Source organism: Escherichia sp. MOD1-EC6162, assembly GCF_002965125.1.
Classification (GTDB): Bacteria; Pseudomonadota; Gammaproteobacteria; order Enterobacterales; family Enterobacteriaceae; genus Escherichia; species Escherichia marmotae.
In genome coordinates this window covers 1-18,637 of record NZ_PTSB01000004.1, presented here as the reverse complement: position 1 = coordinate 18,637, position 18,637 = coordinate 1, and the positions used below count along the sequence as shown (strand labels likewise).

Here is an 18,637-nt window from a genome sequence, read left to right as displayed (position 1 = left end):
GGTCGTTAAATGAGACTCAGGAAATACAATAAAAGTTTGGGATGGTTGTCATTATTTGCAGGCTCTGTATTGCTCAGTGGCTGTAATTCTGCGCTGTTAGATCCCAAAGGACAGATTGGCCTGGAGCAACGTTCGCTGATACTGACGGCATTTGGCCTGATGTTGATTGTCGTTATTCCCGCAATCTTGATGGCTGTCGGTTTCGCCTGGAAGTACCGTGCGAGCAATAAAGATGCTAAGTACAGCCCGAACTGGTCACACTCCAATAAAGTGGAAGCTGTGGTCTGGACGGTGCCAATCTTAATCATCATCTTCCTTGCGGTATTGACCTGGAAAACCACTCACGCTCTTGAGCCTAGCAAGCCGCTGGCACACGACGAGAAGCCCATTACCATCGAAGTGGTTTCCATGGACTGGAAATGGTTCTTCATCTACCCGGAACAGGGCATTGCTACCGTGAATGAAATCGCTTTCCCGGCGAACACTCCGGTGTACTTCAAAGTGACCTCCAACTCCGTGATGAACTCCTTCTTTATTCCGCGTCTGGGTAGCCAGATTTATGCCATGGCCGGTATGCAGACTCGCTTGCATCTGATCGCCAACGAACCCGGTACTTATGACGGTATTTCCGCCAGCTATAGCGGTCAGGGCTTCTCCGGCATGAAGTTCAACGCTATCGCCACACCGGATCGTGCCGCATTCGACCAATGGGTCGCAAAAGCAAAACAGTCGACGAAAACCATGTCTGACATGGCCACCTTCGAAAAACTGGCTGCGCCTAGCGAATACAACCAGGTGGAATATTTCTCCAACGTGAAACCCGACTTGTTTGCCGATGTGATTAACAAGTTTATGGCTCACGGTAAGAGCATGGACATGACTCAGCCCGAAGGTGAGCACAGCGCACACGAAGGTATGGAAGGCATGGACATGAGCCACGCGGAATCCGCCCATTAAAGGGGTTGAGGAAGAATAAAGATGTTCGGAAAATTAACACTTGATGCAGTCCCGTTCCATGAACCTATCATCATGGTTACGATCGCTGGCATTATTTTGGGAGGTCTGGCGCTCGTTGGCCTGATCACTTACTTCGGTAAGTGGACCTACCTGTGGAAAGAGTGGCTGACCTCTGTCGACCATAAACGCCTTGGTATCATGTATATCATCGTAGCGATTGTGATGCTGCTGCGTGGTTTTGCAGATGCCATTATGATGCGTAGTCAACAGGCACTGGCCTCGGCTGGCGAAGCAGGCTTCCTGCCGCCACACCACTATGATCAAGTTTTCACCGCTCACGGTGTGATTATGATCTTCTTCGTGGCGATGCCTTTCGTTATCGGTCTGATGAACCTGGTGGTTCCGCTGCAAATTGGCGCGCGTGACGTTGCGTTCCCGTTCCTCAACAACTTAAGCTTCTGGTTTACCGTTGTTGGTGTGATTCTGGTTAACGTTTCTCTCGGCGTGGGCGAATTCGCGCAGACTGGCTGGCTGGCCTATCCACCGCTATCGGGAATAGAGTACAGTCCGGGAGTCGGTGTCGATTACTGGATATGGAGTCTCCAGCTATCCGGTATAGGTACGACGCTAACCGGTATTAACTTCTTCGTTACCATTCTGAAGATGCGTGCACCGGGCATGACCATGTTCAAGATGCCGGTATTTACCTGGGCATCACTGTGCGCAAACATTCTGATTATCGCCTCCTTCCCAATTCTGACGGTTACCGTCGCGTTGCTAACCCTGGATCGCTATCTGGGCACCCATTTCTTTACCAACGATATGGGTGGCAACATGATGATGTACATCAACCTGATTTGGGCATGGGGACACCCGGAAGTTTACATCCTGATCCTGCCTGTTTTCGGTGTGTTCTCCGAAATTGCAGCGACCTTCTCGCGTAAACGTCTGTTTGGTTATACCTCGCTGGTATGGGCGACTGTCTGTATTACCGTGCTGTCGTTCATCGTCTGGCTGCACCACTTCTTTACGATGGGTGCGGGCGCGAACGTAAATGCCTTCTTCGGTATCACCACGATGATTATCGCCATTCCGACCGGGGTGAAGATCTTCAACTGGCTGTTCACCATGTATCAGGGTCGCATCGTGTTCCATTCTGCGATGCTGTGGACCATCGGTTTTATCGTCACCTTCTCAGTGGGCGGTATGACTGGCGTGCTGCTGGCAGTACCGGGCGCAGACTTCGTTCTGCATAACAGCCTGTTCCTGATTGCACACTTCCATAACGTTATCATCGGCGGCGTGGTCTTCGGCTGCTTCGCAGGGATGACCTACTGGTGGCCTAAAGCGTTCGGTTTCAAACTGAACGAGACCTGGGGTAAACGCGCGTTCTGGTTCTGGATTATCGGCTTCTTCGTTGCCTTTATGCCGCTGTACGCGCTGGGCTTCATGGGCATGACCCGTCGTTTGAGCCAGCAGATTGACCCGCAGTTCCACACGATGCTGATGATTGCAGCCAGCGGTGCGGTACTGATTGCGCTGGGTATTCTCTGCCTCGTGATTCAGATGTACGTCTCTATTCGCGACCGCGATCAGAACCGTGATCTGACTGGCGACCCGTGGGGTGGCCGCACGCTGGAGTGGGCAACCTCTTCCCCGCCTCCGTTCTATAACTTTGCCGTTGTGCCGCACGTTCACGAGCGTGATGCATTCTGGGAAATGAAAGAGAAAGGCGAAGCGTACAAAAAGCCTGACCACTATGAAGAAATTCATATGCCGAAAAACAGCGGCGCCGGTATCGTCATCGCTGCTTTCTCCACCATCTTCGGTTTCGCCATGATCTGGCATATCTGGTGGCTGGCGATTGTTGGCTTCGCAGGCATGATCATCACCTGGATCGTGAAAAGCTTCGACGAGGACGTGGATTACTACGTGCCGGTGGCAGAAATCGAAAAACTGGAAAATCAGCATTTCGATGAGATTACTAAGGCAGGGCTGAAAAATGGCAACTGATACTTTGACGCACGCGACTGCCCACGCGCACGAACACGGGCACCACGATGCAGGCGGAACCAAAATCTTCGGATTTTGGATCTACCTGATGAGCGACTGCATTCTGTTTTCTATCTTGTTTGCTACCTATGCCGTTCTGGTGAACGGCACCGCAGGCGGCCCGACAGGTAAGGACATTTTCGAACTGCCGTTCGTTCTGGTTGAAACTTTCTTGCTGTTGTTCAGCTCCATCACCTACGGCATGGCGGCTATCGCCATGTACAAAAACAACAAAAGCCAGGTTATCTCCTGGCTGGCGTTGACCTGGTTGTTTGGTGCTGGATTTATCGGGATGGAACTCTATGAATTCCATCACCTGATTGTTAACGACATGGGCCCGGATCGCAGCGGCTTCCTGTCAGCGTTCTTTGCGCTAGTGGGTACGCACGGTCTGCACGTCACTTCCGGTCTTATCTGGATGGCGGTGCTGATGGTGCAAATCGCGCGTCGCGGCCTGACCAGCACTAACCGTACCCGCATCATGTGTCTGAGTCTGTTCTGGCACTTCCTCGATGTGGTGTGGATCTGTGTGTTCACTGTTGTTTATCTGATGGGGGCGATGTAATGAGTCATTCTAACGTGAGCGGCGGCGCGTCCCATGGCAGCGTAAAAACCTACATGACAGGCTTTATCCTGTCGATAATCCTGACGGTGATCCCGTTCTGGATGGTAATGACAGGAACTGCCTCCCCGGCCGTAATTCTGGGAACGATCCTGGCAATGGCAGTGGTACAGGTTCTGGTGCATCTGGTGTGCTTCCTGCACATGAATACCAAATCAGATGAAGGCTGGAACATGACGGCGTTTGTCTTCACCGTGCTAATCATCGCTATTCTGGTTGTAGGCTCCATCTGGATTATGTGGAACCTCAACTACAACATGATGATGCACTAAGAGCGGCGGTTATGATGTTTAAGCAATACCTGCAAGTAACGAAACCAGGCATCATCTTTGGCAACCTGATCTCGGTGATTGGGGGATTCCTGCTGGCCTCAAAGGGCAGCATTGATTATCCCCTGTTTATCTACACGTTGGTTGGGGTGTCACTGGTTGTGGCGTCGGGTTGTGTGTTTAACAACTACATCGACAGGGATATCGACAGAAAGATGGAAAGGACGAAGAACCGGGTGCTGGTTAAAGGCCTGATCTCTCCTGCTGTCTCGCTGGTGTACGCCACCGTGCTGGGTATTGCTGGCTTTATGCTGCTGTGGTTTGGCGCGAATCCGCTGGCCTGCTGGCTGGGGGTAATGGGCTTTGTGGTTTATGTCGGCGTTTATAGCCTGTACATGAAACGCCACTCGGTCTACGGCACGTTGATTGGTTCTCTCTCCGGCGCTGCGCCGCCGGTGATTGGCTATTGTGCAGTGACCGGTGATTTCGATAGTGGCGCAGCGATTCTGCTGGCTATCTTCAGCCTGTGGCAAATGCCTCACTCTTATGCCATCGCCATTTTCCGCTTTAAAGATTATCAGGCGGCAAACATTCCGGTACTGCCGGTAGTGAAAGGCATTTCCGTGGCGAAGAATCACATCACGCTGTACATCATCGCCTTTGCCGTTGCCACACTGATGCTCTCTCTCGGCGGTTACGCAGGGTATAAATATCTGGTGGTCGCCGCGGCAGTTAGCGTCTGGTGGTTAGGTATGGCCCTGCGCGGTTATAAAGTCGCTGATGACAGAGTCTGGGCGCGTAAACTGTTCGGCTTCTCGATCATCGCCATCACTGCTCTCTCGGTAATGATGTCCATTGATTTTATGGTGCCGGACTCGCATACGCTGCTGGCTGCCGTCTGGTAACGCAACATCCCTGTTAAAAAAGGTGCTACGGCACCTTTTTTCTTAGCATTAGAAACATATCCCCCACGAAATATTTACTAAAAAATCCGCTTGTTTACCCCATTCGTTTACCGCTTTACACTAGTCGCGAATTTAAAATAGAGGTGGTAATGAACGATTATAAAATGACGCCAGGTGAGCGGCGCGCGACCTGGGGTTTAGGGATCGTATTTTCATTGCGCATGCTGGGCATGTTTATGGTTCTGCCGGTTCTGACCACGTATGGTATGGCTCTGCAAGGCGCCAACGAAGCGTTGATCGGTATTGCGATTGGCATTTACGGTCTGACTCAGGCCGTTTTTCAGATTCCGTTTGGCCTGCTTTCTGACCGCATTGGTCGCAAGCCATTAATTGTCGGCGGGTTAGCCGTATTTGTCGCCGGTAGCGTTATCGCCGCGCTCTCTGACTCCATCTGGGGAATTATTCTGGGCCGGGCGTTACAAGGTTCCGGTGCAATTGCCGCTGCCGTTATGGCGTTGCTGTCCGATCTCACCCGCGAACAAAACCGTACCAAAGCGATGGCGTTTATCGGCGTTAGCTTTGGCATTACCTTCGCCATTGCGATGGTGCTTGGCCCAATTATCACTCACAAACTTGGGCTACATGCGCTGTTCTGGATGATCGCTATTCTGGCAACGACCGGCATTGCGTTGACCATTTGGGTTGTACCCAACAGCAGCACGCACGTACTTAATCGTGAGTCCGGGATGGTGAAAGGCAGTTTCAGCAAAGTGCTGGCAGAACCGCGACTACTGAAACTCAACTTTGGCATTATGTGTCTGCACATGCTACTGATGTCGACGTTTGTCGCTCTTCCTGGGCAACTTGCTGGCGCGGGTTTTCCGGCAGCGGAACATTGGAAAGTCTATCTGGCAACGATGTTAATCGCCTTTGGCTCTGTCGTGCCTTTCATTATCTACGCTGAAGTTAAGCGTAAGATGAAGCAAGTCTTTGTCTTCTGCGTCGGGCTGATCGTGGTTGCGGAAATCGTGCTGTGGAACGCGCAAACGCAGTTCTGGCAACTGGTGGTCGGCGTGCAGCTTTTCTTTGTGGCGTTTAACCTGATGGAAGCCCTCCTGCCCTCGCTTATCAGTAAAGAGTCGCCAGCAGGTTACAAAGGTACGGCGATGGGCGTTTACTCCACCAGCCAGTTTCTTGGCGTGGCGATTGGCGGTTCGCTCGGCGGCTGGATTGACGGCATGTTTGACGGCCAGGGCGTATTTCTCGCGGGCGCAATGCTGGCAGCAGTGTGGCTGGCAGTCGCCAGTACCATGAAAGAACCGCCGTATGTCAGCAGTTTGCGCATTGAAATCCCGGCGGATATTGCCGCAAACGAGGCGTTAAAAGTGCGTTTACAGGAAACTGCAGGCGTCAAAGAAGTGTTGATTGCAGAAGAAGAACATTCAGCTTACGTGAAAATCGACAGCAAAGTGACGAATCGCTTTGAGGTTGAACAGGCAATTCGTCAGGCATAAAAACGAGGCGAAATTGCCTGATGCGCTATGCTTATCTGGCCTACAAAGTTGCAGCAATCTTTTGAATTCACAAACTTTTGTAGGCCAGAAAAGGCATTCACGCCGCAGCCGGCATGAACAAAGCGTATGTTATCGCGATTAATCGCGGAAATTTTTGAACTGGAATGGCTGGCCGAGATCGCCACCACGCACCATCGCCATCACTGCCTGCAAATCGTCACGAGATTTACCCGTTACGCGGATCTCATCACCCTGAATTTGCGCCTGCACTTTCAGTTTGCTGTCTTTGATCATCTTGACGATTTTCTTCTGGGTCGCGCTCTCAATGCCCTGCTTCAGTTTCGCTTCCACAAACCAGGTTTTACCGCTATGAACGATATTTTCCGGTACATCCAGCGAGCTGCCTTCAATGCCGCGTTTCAGCAATTTGGCACGCAGAATGTCCAGCAACTGATTGACCTGGAAATCGGACTCGCTCAACACTTTAATGGTTTTGCTGGCATCGTTCAGCTCAAACGACGCTTCAACGTTACGGAAGTCAAAACGAGACTCTACTTCGCGACTCGCGTTATCGACCGCGTTACGCGCTTCCTGAAGATCAACTTCAGAGACAATATCGAAAGATGGCATCTTTTTCTCTCCCTTCATTTTTGATGCGAAGCATAATACCTGCAAAGTTAAATAACAGACAGTCCTGCGCCAGGACGCATCCCTTAATTGTGCATGGTCACAACACCATGCACAATTAAGGGATAGCCTTATTGAACACCCGGTGTGGTTGCGGGTGAGGAGGAACAATGAAAATTACCGTATTGGGATGCGGTGCCTTAGGGCAATTATGGCTTACAGCACTTTGCAAACAGGGCCACGAAGTTCAGGGCTGGCTGCGGGTGCCACAACCGTACTGTAGCGTGAATCTGGTTGAAACAGACGGTTCGATATTTAACGAATCTCTGACCGCCAATGATCCAGATTTTCTGGCCACCAGCGATCTGTTACTGGTGACGTTGAAAGCCTGGCAGGTGTCTGATGCCGTCAAAAGTCTGGCATCAACACTACCTGTAACCACGCCAATTTTGCTGATCCACAACGGCATGGGCACCATTGAAGAGTTACAGAACATTGAGCAACCTTTACTGATGGGCACGACCACCCATGCAGCGCGCCGCGACGGCAACGTCATCATTCACGTGGCAAGCGGTATTACTCATATAGGCCCGGCGCGTCAACAGGATGGTGATTACAGCTATCTGGCAGATATTTTGCAAACCGTTTTACCTGACGTCGCCTGGCATAACAATATTCGCGCCGAGCTGTGGCGAAAACTGGCGGTTAACTGTGTGATTAATCCGCTGACTGCCATCTGGAATTGCCCGAATGGCGAATTGCGTCATCATCCGCAAGAAATTATGCAGATATGCGAAGAAGTTGCGGCGGTGATTGAACGCGAAGGGCATCATACTTCTGCGGAAGATCTGCGTGATTATGTGATGCAGGTGATTGATGCTACGGCAGAAAACATCTCGTCGATGCTGCAGGATATTCGCGCGTTGCGCCATACAGAAATCGACTATATCAACGGTTTTCTGCTACGTCGTGCCCGCGCGCATGGGATTGCTGTACCGGAAAACACCCGCCTGTTTGAAATGGTAAAAAGAAAGGAGAGTGAATATGAGCGCATCGGCACTGGTTTGCCTCGCCCCTGGTAGTGAAGAGACTGAAGCGGTCACCACTATCGACCTGTTGGTTCGCGGTGGCATTAATGTCACTACTGCCAGCGTCGCCAGCGATGGCAACCTGGCAATTACCTGCTCGCGCGGCGTGAAGCTGCTGGCGGATGCGCCGCTGGTCGAAGTGGCCGATGGCGAATATGACGTGATTGTACTGCCTGGTGGGATCAAAGGTGCAGAGTGTTTTCGTGACAGCACCCTACTGGTCGAAACGGTTAAACAGTTCCACCGTTCCGGGCGTATCGTTGCGGCGATTTGTGCTGTGCCAGCCACGGTGTTGGTGCCGCACGACATCTTCCCGATTGGCAATATGACCGGCTTCCCGACGCTGAAAGATAAAATTCCCGCAGAACAATGGCAAGACAAGCGCGTCGTCTGGGACGCACGCGTAAAATTGCTGACCAGCCAGGGGCCAGGCACGGCTATTGATTTTGGTCTGAAAATTATCGACCTGCTGGTTGGGCGCGAGAAAGCCCATGAAGTCGCATCACAACTGGTGATGGCGGCAGGGATTTATAATTATTACGAGTAATGTCGATGCGGTAAGCGTCGCATCTGGCCAGATGCGACGTAAATACCAATAATTACGGGCGATACACTTTCACATTCTTAAAGCCCTGCTCGCGCAGATAGAGCGCCTGCAAGCGGCTCATCACCCCGCGCTCACACCACAACAGCCAGGTTTTGCTCTGGTCGAGATCGCCAAATTTAGTGCTCAATTTGTAGAACGGCAGGGAAACTACATCGATCCCTTCGACTTTCAGCGGTTTATCTTCCTGTTCATCGATAGAGCGAATATCGAGGATCACGTCATTCGGGCCGAAGCCATTGACGGTTTCCACTTCCACCACTTCCTGCTCGGTCTGCTGGGCGATTTCGCGAATATCAACGTTATTCGCTTCCTCAACCACTTTGTCGAGAATGCTGAAGTCGAACTTCTCTTCTTCCGCTTCAATCTTCGACTTAACCGCTTTCACCGTCGGGCTTTTGGAGATCACGCCGCAATATTCCGGCATCGTGCGGGCAAAGTCTTCAGTGCCAATCTGACGAGCAAGGTTAATGATGTGCTCTTTGTCGTAAGAGATCAGCGGACGCAGGATTAGCGTGTCAGAAACGTTATCAATCAGACGCAGGTTGGTCAGCGTCTGACTGGACACCTGGCCCAACGCCTCGCCGGTCACCAGCGCCTGTACGCCGTAACGCTCAGCCACTTTAGATGCGGCACGCACCATCATACGTTTGAGAATGACGCCCATCTGACCGTCGTCGATTTTCTCAAGAATTTCACCGACTACCGGTTCGAAGTTAATGGCGACAAAACGCACGCGGTGAGAGCTGCCAAAGCGATTCCACAGATAATGTGCCACCTGACGAACACCAATTTCGTGTGCCGCGCCGCCGAGGTTAAAGAAGCAGTAATGCACACGGCAACCGCGGCGCATCAGCATATAACTGGAAACGCCAGAGTCGAAACCACCAGAGATCAGCGACAGCACATCTTCCTGGGTGCCTATCGGGAAACCACCAATACCTTCGTAGCGGCCTTTGATCAGCAGCAGACGATCGTCTTCCACTTCCAGATGGACAGTCACATCCGGGTTAGTCAGCTTCACGCGAGCGGATTCAATATGTTGATTCAAGCCACCGCCGACGTAACGTTCCACATCAATCGAGCTAAAATCGTGCTTACCGCGACGCTTCACGCGTACACAGAAGGTCTTACCTTCCAGTTGGTCACGGTACTGAACCAACGCTTTCTCGAAAATATCGTGCATGTCGGTAAACGGCACGTCTTCGACTTCGAGAATATGGTGGATACCCGGAATGCGGGTCAAAGCGTCGCGAATTGCCAGACGCTGGTTTTCATCTTTCGCGCGAACTTCGATGTTATCCCAGTGACGGACAACTGCGAGCGTCTCATCATAGTGCTTTAAAACGTTACGAATATTCCCGGTAAGGATTTTTATAAAGCGCAAGCGCACAGATTGGCTCTTGATGGTGATTTCCGGGAACAATTTAATGATAAACTTCATGGCGGCAATGGTTCTTTGGCAAGTCTTAAGCGACTTGTTTGGGGAAAAATACAGCAGCCCACACCTGCGGCTGCATCCAGGCGCGGAAGTATACCACTAACATAGCTTTGCTGCGCATATCACCTTACCATTGCGCGTTATTTGCTATTTGCCCTGAGTCCGTTACCATGACGGGGCGTAAAATATTGAGAGTCAGACATTCATTATGCCGAAGAAAAATGAGGCGCCCGCCAGCTTTGAAAAGGCGCTAAGCGAGCTGGAACAGATTGTGACCCGTCTGGAAAGTGGCGACCTGCCGCTGGAAGAGGCACTGAATGAGTTCGAACGTGGCGTGCAGCTTGCACGTCAGGGGCAGGCCAAATTACAACAAGCCGAACAGCGCGTACAGATCCTGCTGTCTGACAACGAAGACGCCTCTCCAACACCTTTTACACCGGACAATGAGTAATGGACTTTCCGCAGCAACTCGAAGCCTGCGTTAAGCAGGCCAACCAGGCGCTGAGCCGTTTTATCGCCCCACTGCCCTTTCAGAACACTCCCGTGGTAGAAACCATGCAGTATGGCGCATTATTAGGTGGTAAGCGCCTGCGACCTTTCCTGGTTTATGCTACTGGTCAAATGCTCGGCGTAAGTCTGAATACTTTGGACGCACCAGCAGCAGCCGTAGAGTGTATCCACGCTTACTCATTAATTCATGATGATCTACCGGCAATGGATGATGACGATTTACGTCGTGGTTTACCCACCTGTCATGTGAAGTTTGGCGAAGCGAACGCCATCCTCGCCGGGGATGCTTTACAAACGTTAGCATTCTCGATTTTAAGCGATGCGGATATGCCAGAAGTTTCAGACCGTGACAGAATCGCGATGATTTCAGAACTGGCAAATGCCAGCGGTATTGCCGGAATGTGTGGCGGCCAGGCGTTAGATTTAGACGCGGAAGGCAAACACGTACCTCTGGACGCACTTGAACGTATTCATCGTCATAAAACAGGTGCGTTAATTCGTGCCGCCGTTCGTCTTGGTGCGTTAAGCGCCGGAGATAAAGGACGTCATGCCCTGCCAATACTCGACAAGTATGCAGAGAGCATCGGTCTTGCCTTCCAGGTTCAGGATGACATCCTGGATGTGGTGGGAGATACTGCAACGTTGGGTAAACGTCAGGGTGCCGACCAGCAGCTTGGCAAAAGTACTTACCCTGCACTTCTGGGACTTGAGCAAGCCCGGAAGAAAGCCAGAGATCTTATCGACGATGCTCGCCAGTCGCTGAAACAACTGGCTGAACAGTCGCTCGATACCTCGGCACTGGAAGCGCTAGCGGACTACATTATCCAGCGTAATAAATAAACAATAAGTATTAATAGGCCTCTGATGAGTTTTGATATTGCCAAATACCCGACCCTGGCACTGGTCGACTCCACCCAGGAGTTGCGACTGCTACCAAAAGAGAGTTTACCGAAACTCTGCGACGAACTGCGCCGTTATTTACTCGACAGCGTGAGCCGTTCCAGCGGACACTTCGCCTCTGGGCTGGGCACGGTCGAACTGACCGTGGCGCTGCACTATGTCTATAACACTCCATTTGACCAGTTAATCTGGGATGTGGGGCATCAGGCTTATCCGCATAAAATTTTAACCGGACGCCGCGACAAAATCGGTACTATCCGCCAGAAAGGCGGCCTACACCCGTTCCCGTGGCGCGGCGAAAGCGAATATGACGTGTTAAGCGTCGGGCATTCATCAACCTCCATCAGTGCTGGAATCGGTATTGCGGTGGCTGCCGAGAAAGAAGGTAAGGATCGCCGCACCGTCTGCGTAATTGGCGACGGCGCGATTACCGCAGGCATGGCATTTGAAGCGATGAACCATGCGGGCGATATTCGTCCTGATATGCTGGTGATCCTCAACGACAACGAAATGTCGATTTCCGAAAATGTCGGCGCGCTCAACAACCATCTGGCACAGCTACTTTCCGGTAAACTTTACTCATCACTGCGCGAAGGCGGTAAAAAAGTCTTCTCTGGCGTGCCGCCAATTAAAGAACTGCTCAAACGCACTGAAGAACATATTAAAGGCATGGTAGTGCCTGGCACGCTGTTTGAAGAGCTGGGCTTTAACTACATCGGCCCGGTTGACGGTCACGACGTGCTGGGGCTTATCACCACGCTAAAAAATATGCGCGACCTGAAAGGCCCGCAGTTCCTGCATATCATGACCAAAAAAGGTCGTGGTTATGAACCAGCAGAAAAAGACCCAATCACTTTCCACGCCGTGCCTAAATTTGACCCGTCCAGCGGTTGCCTGCCCAAAAGCAGCGGCGGCCTGCCGAGCTATTCAAAAATCTTTGGCGACTGGTTGTGCGAAACGGCAGCGAAAGACAACAAGCTGATGGCGATTACGCCGGCGATGCGTGAAGGTTCCGGCATGGTCGAGTTTTCGCGGAAATTCCCGGATCGCTACTTTGACGTGGCAATCGCTGAGCAACACGCGGTGACTTTTGCCGCTGGTCTGGCGATTGGCGGGTACAAACCGATCGTGGCTATTTACTCCACCTTCCTGCAACGCGCCTACGATCAGGTGCTGCATGACGTCGCAATTCAAAAGCTACCGGTTCTGTTCGCTATCGACCGCGCGGGCATTGTTGGTGCTGATGGTCAAACCCACCAGGGGGCTTTTGATCTCTCCTTCCTGCGCTGCATCCCGGAAATGGTCATTATGACCCCAAGCGATGAAAACGAATGTCGCCAAATGCTTTACACCGGTTACCACTACAACGATGGCCCGTCAGCGGTGCGTTACCCGCGCGGCAATGCAGTTGGCGTGGAACTGACGCCGCTGGAAAAACTGCCGATTGGTAAAGGTATCGTGAAGCGTCGCGGTGAAAAACTGGCGATCCTCAACTTTGGTACTTTGATGCAGGAAGCGGTGAAAGTCGCTGAATCGCTAAATGCTACGCTGGTCGATATGCGTTTTGTGAAGCCGCTTGATGAAGCGTTAATTCTGGAAATGGCCGCCAGCCATGAGGCGCTGGTCACCGTTGAAGAGAACGCCATTATGGGCGGCGCAGGCAGCGGCGTGAACGAAGTATTGATGGCACATCGTAAACCGGTGCCAGTGCTGAATATTGGCCTACCGGACTTCTTTATTCCACAAGGAACGCAGGAAGAAATGCGCGCCGAGCTCGGCCTCGATGCCGCCGGAATGGAAGCCAAAATCAAAGCCTGGCTGGCATAATCCCTACTCCACTCCTGCTATGCTTAAAAGATTGTTCATAGACTCTAAATAATTCGAGTTGCAGGAAGGCGGCAAACGAGTGAAGCCCCAGGAGCTTACATAAGTAAGTGACTGGGGTGAACGACAAATCCGCATGGAGCGGATTTGAACGCTGTTTGCAGCGGCCCTGTTAAGGGTGAGGCCATGGATGGGCCGAATAACTTGCAGCCGCAGCACATGCAACTTGAAGTATGACGAGTATAACGGGAGTGGCAGCATGCAATACAACCTCTTAGGGAAAACCGACCTTCGCGTTTCCCGACTTTGCCTCGGCTGTATGACCTTTGGCGAGCCAGATCGCGGTAATCACGCATGGACGCTGCCGGAAGAAAGCAGTCGCCCAATAATCAAACGCGCCCTTGAGGGCGGCATTAACTTTTTTGATACCGCGAATAGCTATTCCGATGGCAGCAGCGAAGAGATCGTCGGTCGCGCATTGCGGGATTTCGCCCGTCGCGATGACGTGGTCGTCGCGACAAAAGTTTTCCATCGTGTCGGTGACTTACCAGAAGGATTATCCCGCACGCAAATTTTGCGCTCTATTGACGACAGCCTGCGTCGTCTCGGCATGGATTATGTCGATATCCTGCAAATTCATCGCTGGGATTACAACACGCCGATTGAAGAGACGCTTGAAGCCCTGAACGACGTCGTAAAAGCCGGAAAAGCGCGTTATATCGGCGCGTCATCAATGTACGCCTCCCAGTTTGCTCAGGCGTTGGAACTGCAAAAACAGCACGGCTGGGCGCAGTTTGTCAGTATGCAGGATCACTATAATCTGATTTATCGTGAAGAAGAGCGCGAGATGCTGCCGCTGTGTTATCAGGAAGGCGTGGCGGTTATTCCGTGGAGCCCGCTGGCACGGGGCCGTCTGACGCGTCCGTGGGGTGAAACCACTGCACGACTGGTTTCTGACGAAGTGGGAAAAAATCTCTATAAAGAAAGCGATGAGAATGACGCGCAAATAGCTGCCCGTTTAGCCGGTGTAAGTGAAGAACTGGGCGTTACGCGGGCACAAGTCGCACTGGCATGGCTATTGAGCAAACCCGGCATTGCCGCACCGATTATCGGAACTTCGCGGGAAGAACAGCTAGATGAGTTACTGAATGCGGTGGATATCACGTTGAAGCCGGAACAGATTGCCGAGCTGGAAACGCCATATAAACCGCATCCGATAGTGGGATTTAAATAGGTATGCAGGTCTGATAAGACGCGGCAAGCGTCATATCAGACATCGCGCACAACCGCCGGATGCAGCGTGAACGCCTTACCCGGCCTGCTACAGAATACCCATCGGCCAGTGATGGCCGATAAAATAGAGTATTCCAGCGGAAATCACTCCGGCGACAATATCGTCGATCATGATCCCCATGCCACCATGCACATTGCGATCAAACCAGCGGATCGGCCACGGTTTCCACATATCCAGAATCCGGAAAATGACAAACCCGGCAGCGACCCACTGCCAGTCATTGGTCGGCAGCGCCATCAGGGTGATCCACATGCCGATAAACTCATCCCAGACGATACTGCCGTGATCGTGCACACCCATATCTTTCGCCGTCTGATGGCAAAGATAGACGCCGATGCAGATCCCCAGCATTACCACCAGTGAGTAGAGTTGCCAGGGCAAAAAAGTCATCAGATACCAGAAGGGGATCGCCGCCAGCGAGCCCATCGTACCTGGAACAATCGGGCTTAACCCACTCCCAAACCCTGTAGCCAACAAGTGCCACGGGTTACTCATCTTCAGGCGACTTTTCGCGACATCTTTATGGCGTGGCAAAATGGTCATATCCTTTCCAGTCAACCGTGACAGGTTCGCCGTCACGCACAAAACAAAGCCCTTCGATATCGGCGGTCATTTGCCCGATACAAGTAAACGGTACGCCCAGGTGCCCCAGAGCAACATCCAGCGCGCCACGGTTAAGCTCCGGCACAGTAAAGCACAACTCATAATCTTCGCCACCAGAGAGCGCCCAACGCAGCGCCTGTTCCGGTTCAACATGACGTGAAAGTGCGTCAGAGAATGGCAATAATGTCAGATCAATTCGTGCGCCGCAGTCGCTGGCTTTCACGATATGCCCGAGATCGGAGATCAGACCGTCAGAGAGATCGATGGCTGAACTCGCCAGATCGCGCAGTGCCTGCCCCTGTAAAATACGCGGCGATGGGCGGAGATGACGTTTTATTAAATACTCCGCATCTTTAGCATCTGCAACCTGCAAACGGTTTTGCAAAATCGCCAGCCCGGCGGCGCTATCGCCCGGCGTACCGGTCACATAGATCCAGTCACCCGGTTTCGCACCTGAGCGCGTTAAAGCTCGTCCCATCGGGACAAAGCCGTGGATACCCAACGTCATTGATAGCGGTCCACGCGTGGTATCGCCGCCAATGAGCTGCATATCGTAATAATTGAGGAGCTCGAAAAGACTGTCGCTGAAGGATTCAAGCCACGCTTCGTCCACGTTCGGTAAAGTCAATGCCAGCGTCAGCCAGGCTGGATCGGCACCCATCGCCGCCAGATCGCTTAAGTTTACCGCCAGTGCTTTATACGCCAGATCAGCAGGATCGATGTCAGGGAGGAAATGGTTACCCGCCACCAGCGTATCAGTGCTGATTGCCAGGGTCTGTTTCTCGGGGATATTGAGAAGTGCACAATCGTCACCGATGCCAAGTTCGACATCAAGACGAGAGCTTCTTACTCGGTCAAAATAACGGGCAATCAGGGAGAACTCGCCACATGCCATACGTTACGCCTCAGCAGGTAAAAAAGAAAAGGCCGGCGAGTGCGGAACTGTTTTCCGTTACTCTACCGGCCTGGATATCACTTTTTGTTAGGGCGAATCACAGGTGCTGCTTTATCGAGTACACCGTTGACGAACTTATGGCTGTCTTCTGCGCCGAACGATTTCGCCAGCTCGATCGCTTCGTTAATAGCCACTTTGTACGGCACATCGCTACGTTTAGACAGCTCGTACAGTGCAATGCGCAGTACCGCTTTTTCTACCTGGCCCAGCTCTTCCAGCAGGCGAGACAGATATGGCTTCATCAGTCCGTCGAGGTATGCGGTGTTAGTCGCCACCCCGGCCAGCAGCTCACGGAAGTACAGGATGTCAACGTCTTTTACATCCTGTTCAGCCAGGAACTGGTATTCAACATCAGCGATGTCGTTCTGGGACAACTGCCAGGAGTAGAGCGCCTGGACGGCACACTCACGAGCGCGGCGACGAGCAGCAGGTTTCACGGATTTCCCCTTACTAATTTCAGGCCTTGATGGCTTTCAATACATTAATCATTTCAAGCGCGGTCAGTGCAGCTTCTGCACCTTTGTTACCAGCTTTGGTGCCAGCACGTTCGATCGCTTGTTCAATGCTTTCGGTGGTCAACACACCAAAAGCAACCGGAATTTCGCTGTCCTGGGCAACATGCGCCAGGCCGTTGCTTGCACCGCCAGCGACATATTCAAAGTGGGCAGTGCCACCACGAATAACGGTTCCCAACGCAATCACCGCGTCGTATTTACCGGTTTTTGCCAGTGCGCCTGCCGCCAGCGGCAGCTCATAGGCACCAGGCACCCAAACAACGGTAATGTTTTCATCTTTTACCTGACCGATACGTTTCAGTGCGTCAATCGCACCTTCCAGCAGGCTGTCATTGATAAAGTTGTTGAAACGCGCAATGGTGATGGCGACGCGAGCGTCCGGGGTAGCAACGTTAGCTTCAATAATGTTCATTTTTTTCCTTCGGGTTCGAGTATGGCCCCGCAGGGGGGCGGATTTTAGCATAATATTTCGTGCGCTGCTTCCCTTTCGAGCCGGGAGATCATGCGCCCACTAAATGCAGGCAAACATCCGGGCCTACATGACGTATCTCTTTGAATTTAAATTGGGGCGCGTCGGCTAATTTCTCAAGCCCCGGCAGCGTACATAATCCGCGGGCGTCGCTGCCTAATAGTTTAGGTGCGATATAGACAATCAGTTCATCGACTAAACCCGCCTGTAGCAGTGCTCCAGCGAGCGTTGGCCCCGCCTCCACCCAGATGCTGTTAATTTGCTGTTTACCCAGTTGCATCATCAGCACAACCAGATCCAGATGACCTTTATGTTCTGGAATCAGCAAGGTGCGCACCGTTTCCGGCCATTCACGAGAATCATCCTGAGTGCGCGCGAACCAGGTTTCACCCGGCTGCTGCACAATGCGATGTTCCGGCGTTACGCGATTTTGGCTATCAATCACAATGCGTACCGGCTGGCGTAGATTTTGTTGCGGATAAAGCGCCTGAGTTTGTTCATCCAGTTCAGACCAACGCACCGTTAAAGCCGGATCGTCCGCCAGCACCGTGGCGCTGCTGGTTAAAATAGCATGACTTTGCGCACGCAAACGCTGAACATCGAGACGCGCCTGGGGAGAAGTGATCCACTGGCTTTCGCCGTTGGCCATCGCCGTGCGGCCATCAAGCGACGCGCCAAGTTTCAGTTGGATATAAGGAAAGCCAGTGCGCATCCGCTTAAGAAAGCCTTTATTCAACGGCTCGGCTTCGCTCATCATCAGGCCGTGGCTGACGTCAATCCCTGCTTGTTGCAGACGATAAAGTCCACGCCCTGCGACCTGCGGGTTAGGATCCTGCATTGCGGCAACCACACGCGCCACGCCAGCAGCAATTAGCGCATCACAGCACGGTGGTGTACGACCATGATGGCTACAAGGTTCGAGTGTCACATACGCAGTTGCACCTTTGGCTTTTTCACCCGCCATGCGCAACGCGTGTACCTCGGCATGTGGTTCACCCGCACGGTGATGATAACCTTCACCGACAATTTCGCCATCTTTGACAATGACGCATCCGACATTCGGATTGGGATGCGTTGTGAAACGTCCTCGTTGCGCCAGCTTTAGCGCCCGCGCCATGTAATACTCATCCTGCACGGTTTAGTCCTCCAGGCGCGCGATCTCTTCGCCAAATTCTTTGATATCTTCGAAACTGCGATAGACAGAGGCAAAACGGATATAGGCGACTTTATCGAGTTTTTTCAATTGCTCCATCACCAGATTGCCAATCATCTTGCTCGGCACCTCGCGCTCACCGGTGGCGCGGAGCTGTGACTTTATATGGTTAATCGCCATTTCGACATCATCGGAACTTACCGGACGTTTTTCCAGCGCCCGCAGCATTCCGCTACGCAATTTTTCTTCATTAAACGGTTCGCGCACGTCGTTGCTTTTAACAACGCGTGGCATAACCAGTTCCGCCACTTCAAACGTGGTGAAACGTTCATTAC

Annotated in this window: 20 protein-coding genes; 12 read left to right on the top strand and 8 right to left on the bottom strand. The window is 52.2% G+C overall.

Annotated features, from left to right (window positions below; all coding sequences use genetic code 11):
* Window positions 1-9 precede the first annotated feature (9 nt).
* The 6 genes from cyoA to A9587_RS04885 all read left to right on the top strand — a co-directional run bounded on the left by cyoA (window position 10) and on the right by A9587_RS04885 (window position 6,319).
* Window positions 10-957: a cytochrome o ubiquinol oxidase subunit II gene (cyoA, locus tag A9587_RS04910; RefSeq protein ID WP_001515888.1), complete on the top strand. Its 948-nt coding sequence runs from the start codon at window positions 10-12 to the stop codon at window positions 955-957.
* Window positions 958-978: 21 nt separating this feature from the next.
* Complete coding sequence (gene cyoB / locus A9587_RS04905; protein ID WP_000467192.1) at window positions 979-2,970, top strand: cytochrome o ubiquinol oxidase subunit I; 1,992 nt, start codon at window positions 979-981, stop codon at window positions 2,968-2,970.
* Window positions 2,960-3,574 carry a cytochrome o ubiquinol oxidase subunit III gene (locus tag A9587_RS04900; RefSeq protein WP_000179822.1) on the top strand — a complete coding sequence of 205 codons (615 nt, stop codon included), beginning with the start codon at window positions 2,960-2,962 and terminating at the stop codon, window positions 3,572-3,574. The genes cyoB and A9587_RS04900 overlap by 11 nt, the downstream gene beginning before the upstream one ends.
* Entirely contained in the window at window positions 3,574-3,903 is a 330-nt protein-coding gene (locus A9587_RS04895) for a cytochrome o ubiquinol oxidase subunit IV (RefSeq protein WP_000019804.1), read from the top strand. The genes A9587_RS04900 and A9587_RS04895 overlap by 1 nt, the downstream gene beginning before the upstream one ends.
* Before the next feature lie 11 nt (window positions 3,904-3,914).
* Complete coding sequence (gene cyoE / locus A9587_RS04890; protein ID WP_000971348.1) at window positions 3,915-4,805, top strand: heme o synthase; 891 nt, start codon at window positions 3,915-3,917, stop codon at window positions 4,803-4,805.
* Window positions 4,806-4,954: 149 nt separating this feature from the next.
* Window positions 4,955-6,319: an MFS transporter gene (locus A9587_RS04885; RefSeq protein WP_105263331.1), complete on the top strand. Its 1,365-nt coding sequence runs from the start codon at window positions 4,955-4,957 to the stop codon at window positions 6,317-6,319.
* 138 nt (window positions 6,320-6,457) lie between these two features.
* Here the strand turns inward: A9587_RS04885 and yajQ are convergent, their stop codons facing one another.
* Window positions 6,458-6,949 carry a nucleotide binding protein YajQ gene (gene yajQ, locus A9587_RS04880; RefSeq protein WP_001138904.1) on the bottom strand — a complete coding sequence of 164 codons (492 nt, stop codon included), beginning with the start codon at window positions 6,947-6,949 and terminating at the stop codon, window positions 6,458-6,460.
* 167 nt (window positions 6,950-7,116) lie between these two features.
* On the opposite strand from yajQ, the gene panE reads away from it, so the two are divergent.
* Both panE and yajL read left to right on the top strand, forming a co-directional pair.
* Window positions 7,117-8,028 carry a 2-dehydropantoate 2-reductase gene (gene panE / locus A9587_RS04875; RefSeq protein WP_000705856.1) on the top strand — a complete coding sequence of 304 codons (912 nt, stop codon included), beginning with the start codon at window positions 7,117-7,119 and terminating at the stop codon, window positions 8,026-8,028.
* Window positions 7,991-8,581, top strand: coding sequence for a protein deglycase YajL (gene yajL / locus A9587_RS04870; protein ID WP_001276331.1), 591 nt, complete (start codon window positions 7,991-7,993; stop codon window positions 8,579-8,581). The genes panE and yajL overlap by 38 nt, the downstream gene beginning before the upstream one ends.
* A 52-nt stretch (window positions 8,582-8,633) precedes the next feature.
* Here the strand turns inward: yajL and thiI are convergent, their stop codons facing one another.
* On the bottom strand, window positions 8,634-10,082 hold the full coding sequence (gene thiI, locus A9587_RS04865; RefSeq protein WP_000668664.1) for a tRNA uracil 4-sulfurtransferase ThiI: 1,449 nt from the start codon (window positions 10,080-10,082) through the stop codon (window positions 8,634-8,636).
* Between the two features lie 205 nt (window positions 10,083-10,287).
* Between thiI and xseB the strand changes: the two genes are divergently transcribed.
* The 4 genes from xseB (at window position 10,288) to yajO (ending at window position 14,547) form a co-directional block, all read left to right on the top strand.
* A complete protein-coding gene (gene xseB, locus A9587_RS04860; RefSeq protein ID WP_001124936.1) occupies window positions 10,288-10,530 on the top strand; it encodes an exodeoxyribonuclease VII small subunit in 243 nt (80 codons plus the stop codon).
* A complete protein-coding gene (ispA, locus tag A9587_RS04855; RefSeq protein WP_000347244.1) occupies window positions 10,530-11,429 on the top strand; it encodes a (2E,6E)-farnesyl diphosphate synthase in 900 nt (299 codons plus the stop codon). The genes xseB and ispA overlap by 1 nt, the downstream gene beginning before the upstream one ends.
* A gap of 24 nt (window positions 11,430-11,453) precedes the next feature.
* Window positions 11,454-13,316 (top strand): 1-deoxy-D-xylulose-5-phosphate synthase, encoded by a 1,863-nt coding sequence (gene dxs / locus A9587_RS04850; RefSeq protein ID WP_000006775.1) that lies wholly within the window; start codon window positions 11,454-11,456, stop codon window positions 13,314-13,316.
* A 256-nt stretch (window positions 13,317-13,572) separates the two neighbouring features.
* Window positions 13,573-14,547, top strand: a complete 975-nt coding sequence (gene yajO, locus A9587_RS04845; RefSeq protein WP_001199769.1) for a 1-deoxyxylulose-5-phosphate synthase YajO — start codon at window positions 13,573-13,575, stop codon at window positions 14,545-14,547.
* A gap of 87 nt (window positions 14,548-14,634) precedes the next feature.
* On the opposite strand, the gene pgpA is transcribed toward yajO, so the two are convergent.
* From pgpA to nrdR, 6 genes are all read right to left on the bottom strand, one after another.
* Entirely contained in the window at window positions 14,635-15,150 is a 516-nt protein-coding gene (gene pgpA / locus A9587_RS04840; RefSeq protein WP_001515886.1) for a phosphatidylglycerophosphatase A, read from the bottom strand.
* Window positions 15,128-16,105 (bottom strand): thiamine-phosphate kinase, encoded by a 978-nt coding sequence (gene thiL, locus A9587_RS04835; RefSeq protein ID WP_001515885.1) that lies wholly within the window; start codon window positions 16,103-16,105, stop codon window positions 15,128-15,130. The genes pgpA and thiL overlap by 23 nt, the downstream gene beginning before the upstream one ends.
* A 77-nt stretch (window positions 16,106-16,182) precedes the next feature.
* Complete coding sequence (nusB, locus tag A9587_RS04830) at window positions 16,183-16,602, bottom strand: transcription antitermination factor NusB (RefSeq protein ID WP_000801121.1); 420 nt, start codon at window positions 16,600-16,602, stop codon at window positions 16,183-16,185.
* Window positions 16,603-16,621: 19 nt separating this feature from the next.
* Complete coding sequence (gene ribH / locus A9587_RS04825) at window positions 16,622-17,092, bottom strand: 6,7-dimethyl-8-ribityllumazine synthase (RefSeq protein WP_001021161.1); 471 nt, start codon at window positions 17,090-17,092, stop codon at window positions 16,622-16,624.
* Between the two features lie 88 nt (window positions 17,093-17,180).
* The gene (gene ribD / locus A9587_RS04820) at window positions 17,181-18,284 is read right to left on the bottom strand and encodes a bifunctional diaminohydroxyphosphoribosylaminopyrimidine deaminase/5-amino-6-(5-phosphoribosylamino)uracil reductase RibD (protein WP_105263332.1); all 1,104 of its coding nucleotides are present in this window, start codon (window positions 18,282-18,284) and stop codon (window positions 17,181-17,183) included.
* A gap of 3 nt (window positions 18,285-18,287) precedes the next feature.
* Window positions 18,288-18,637 (bottom strand): transcriptional regulator NrdR (gene nrdR, locus A9587_RS04815; RefSeq protein ID WP_097363765.1); only part of this gene is annotated, 350 nt, incomplete at its 5' end.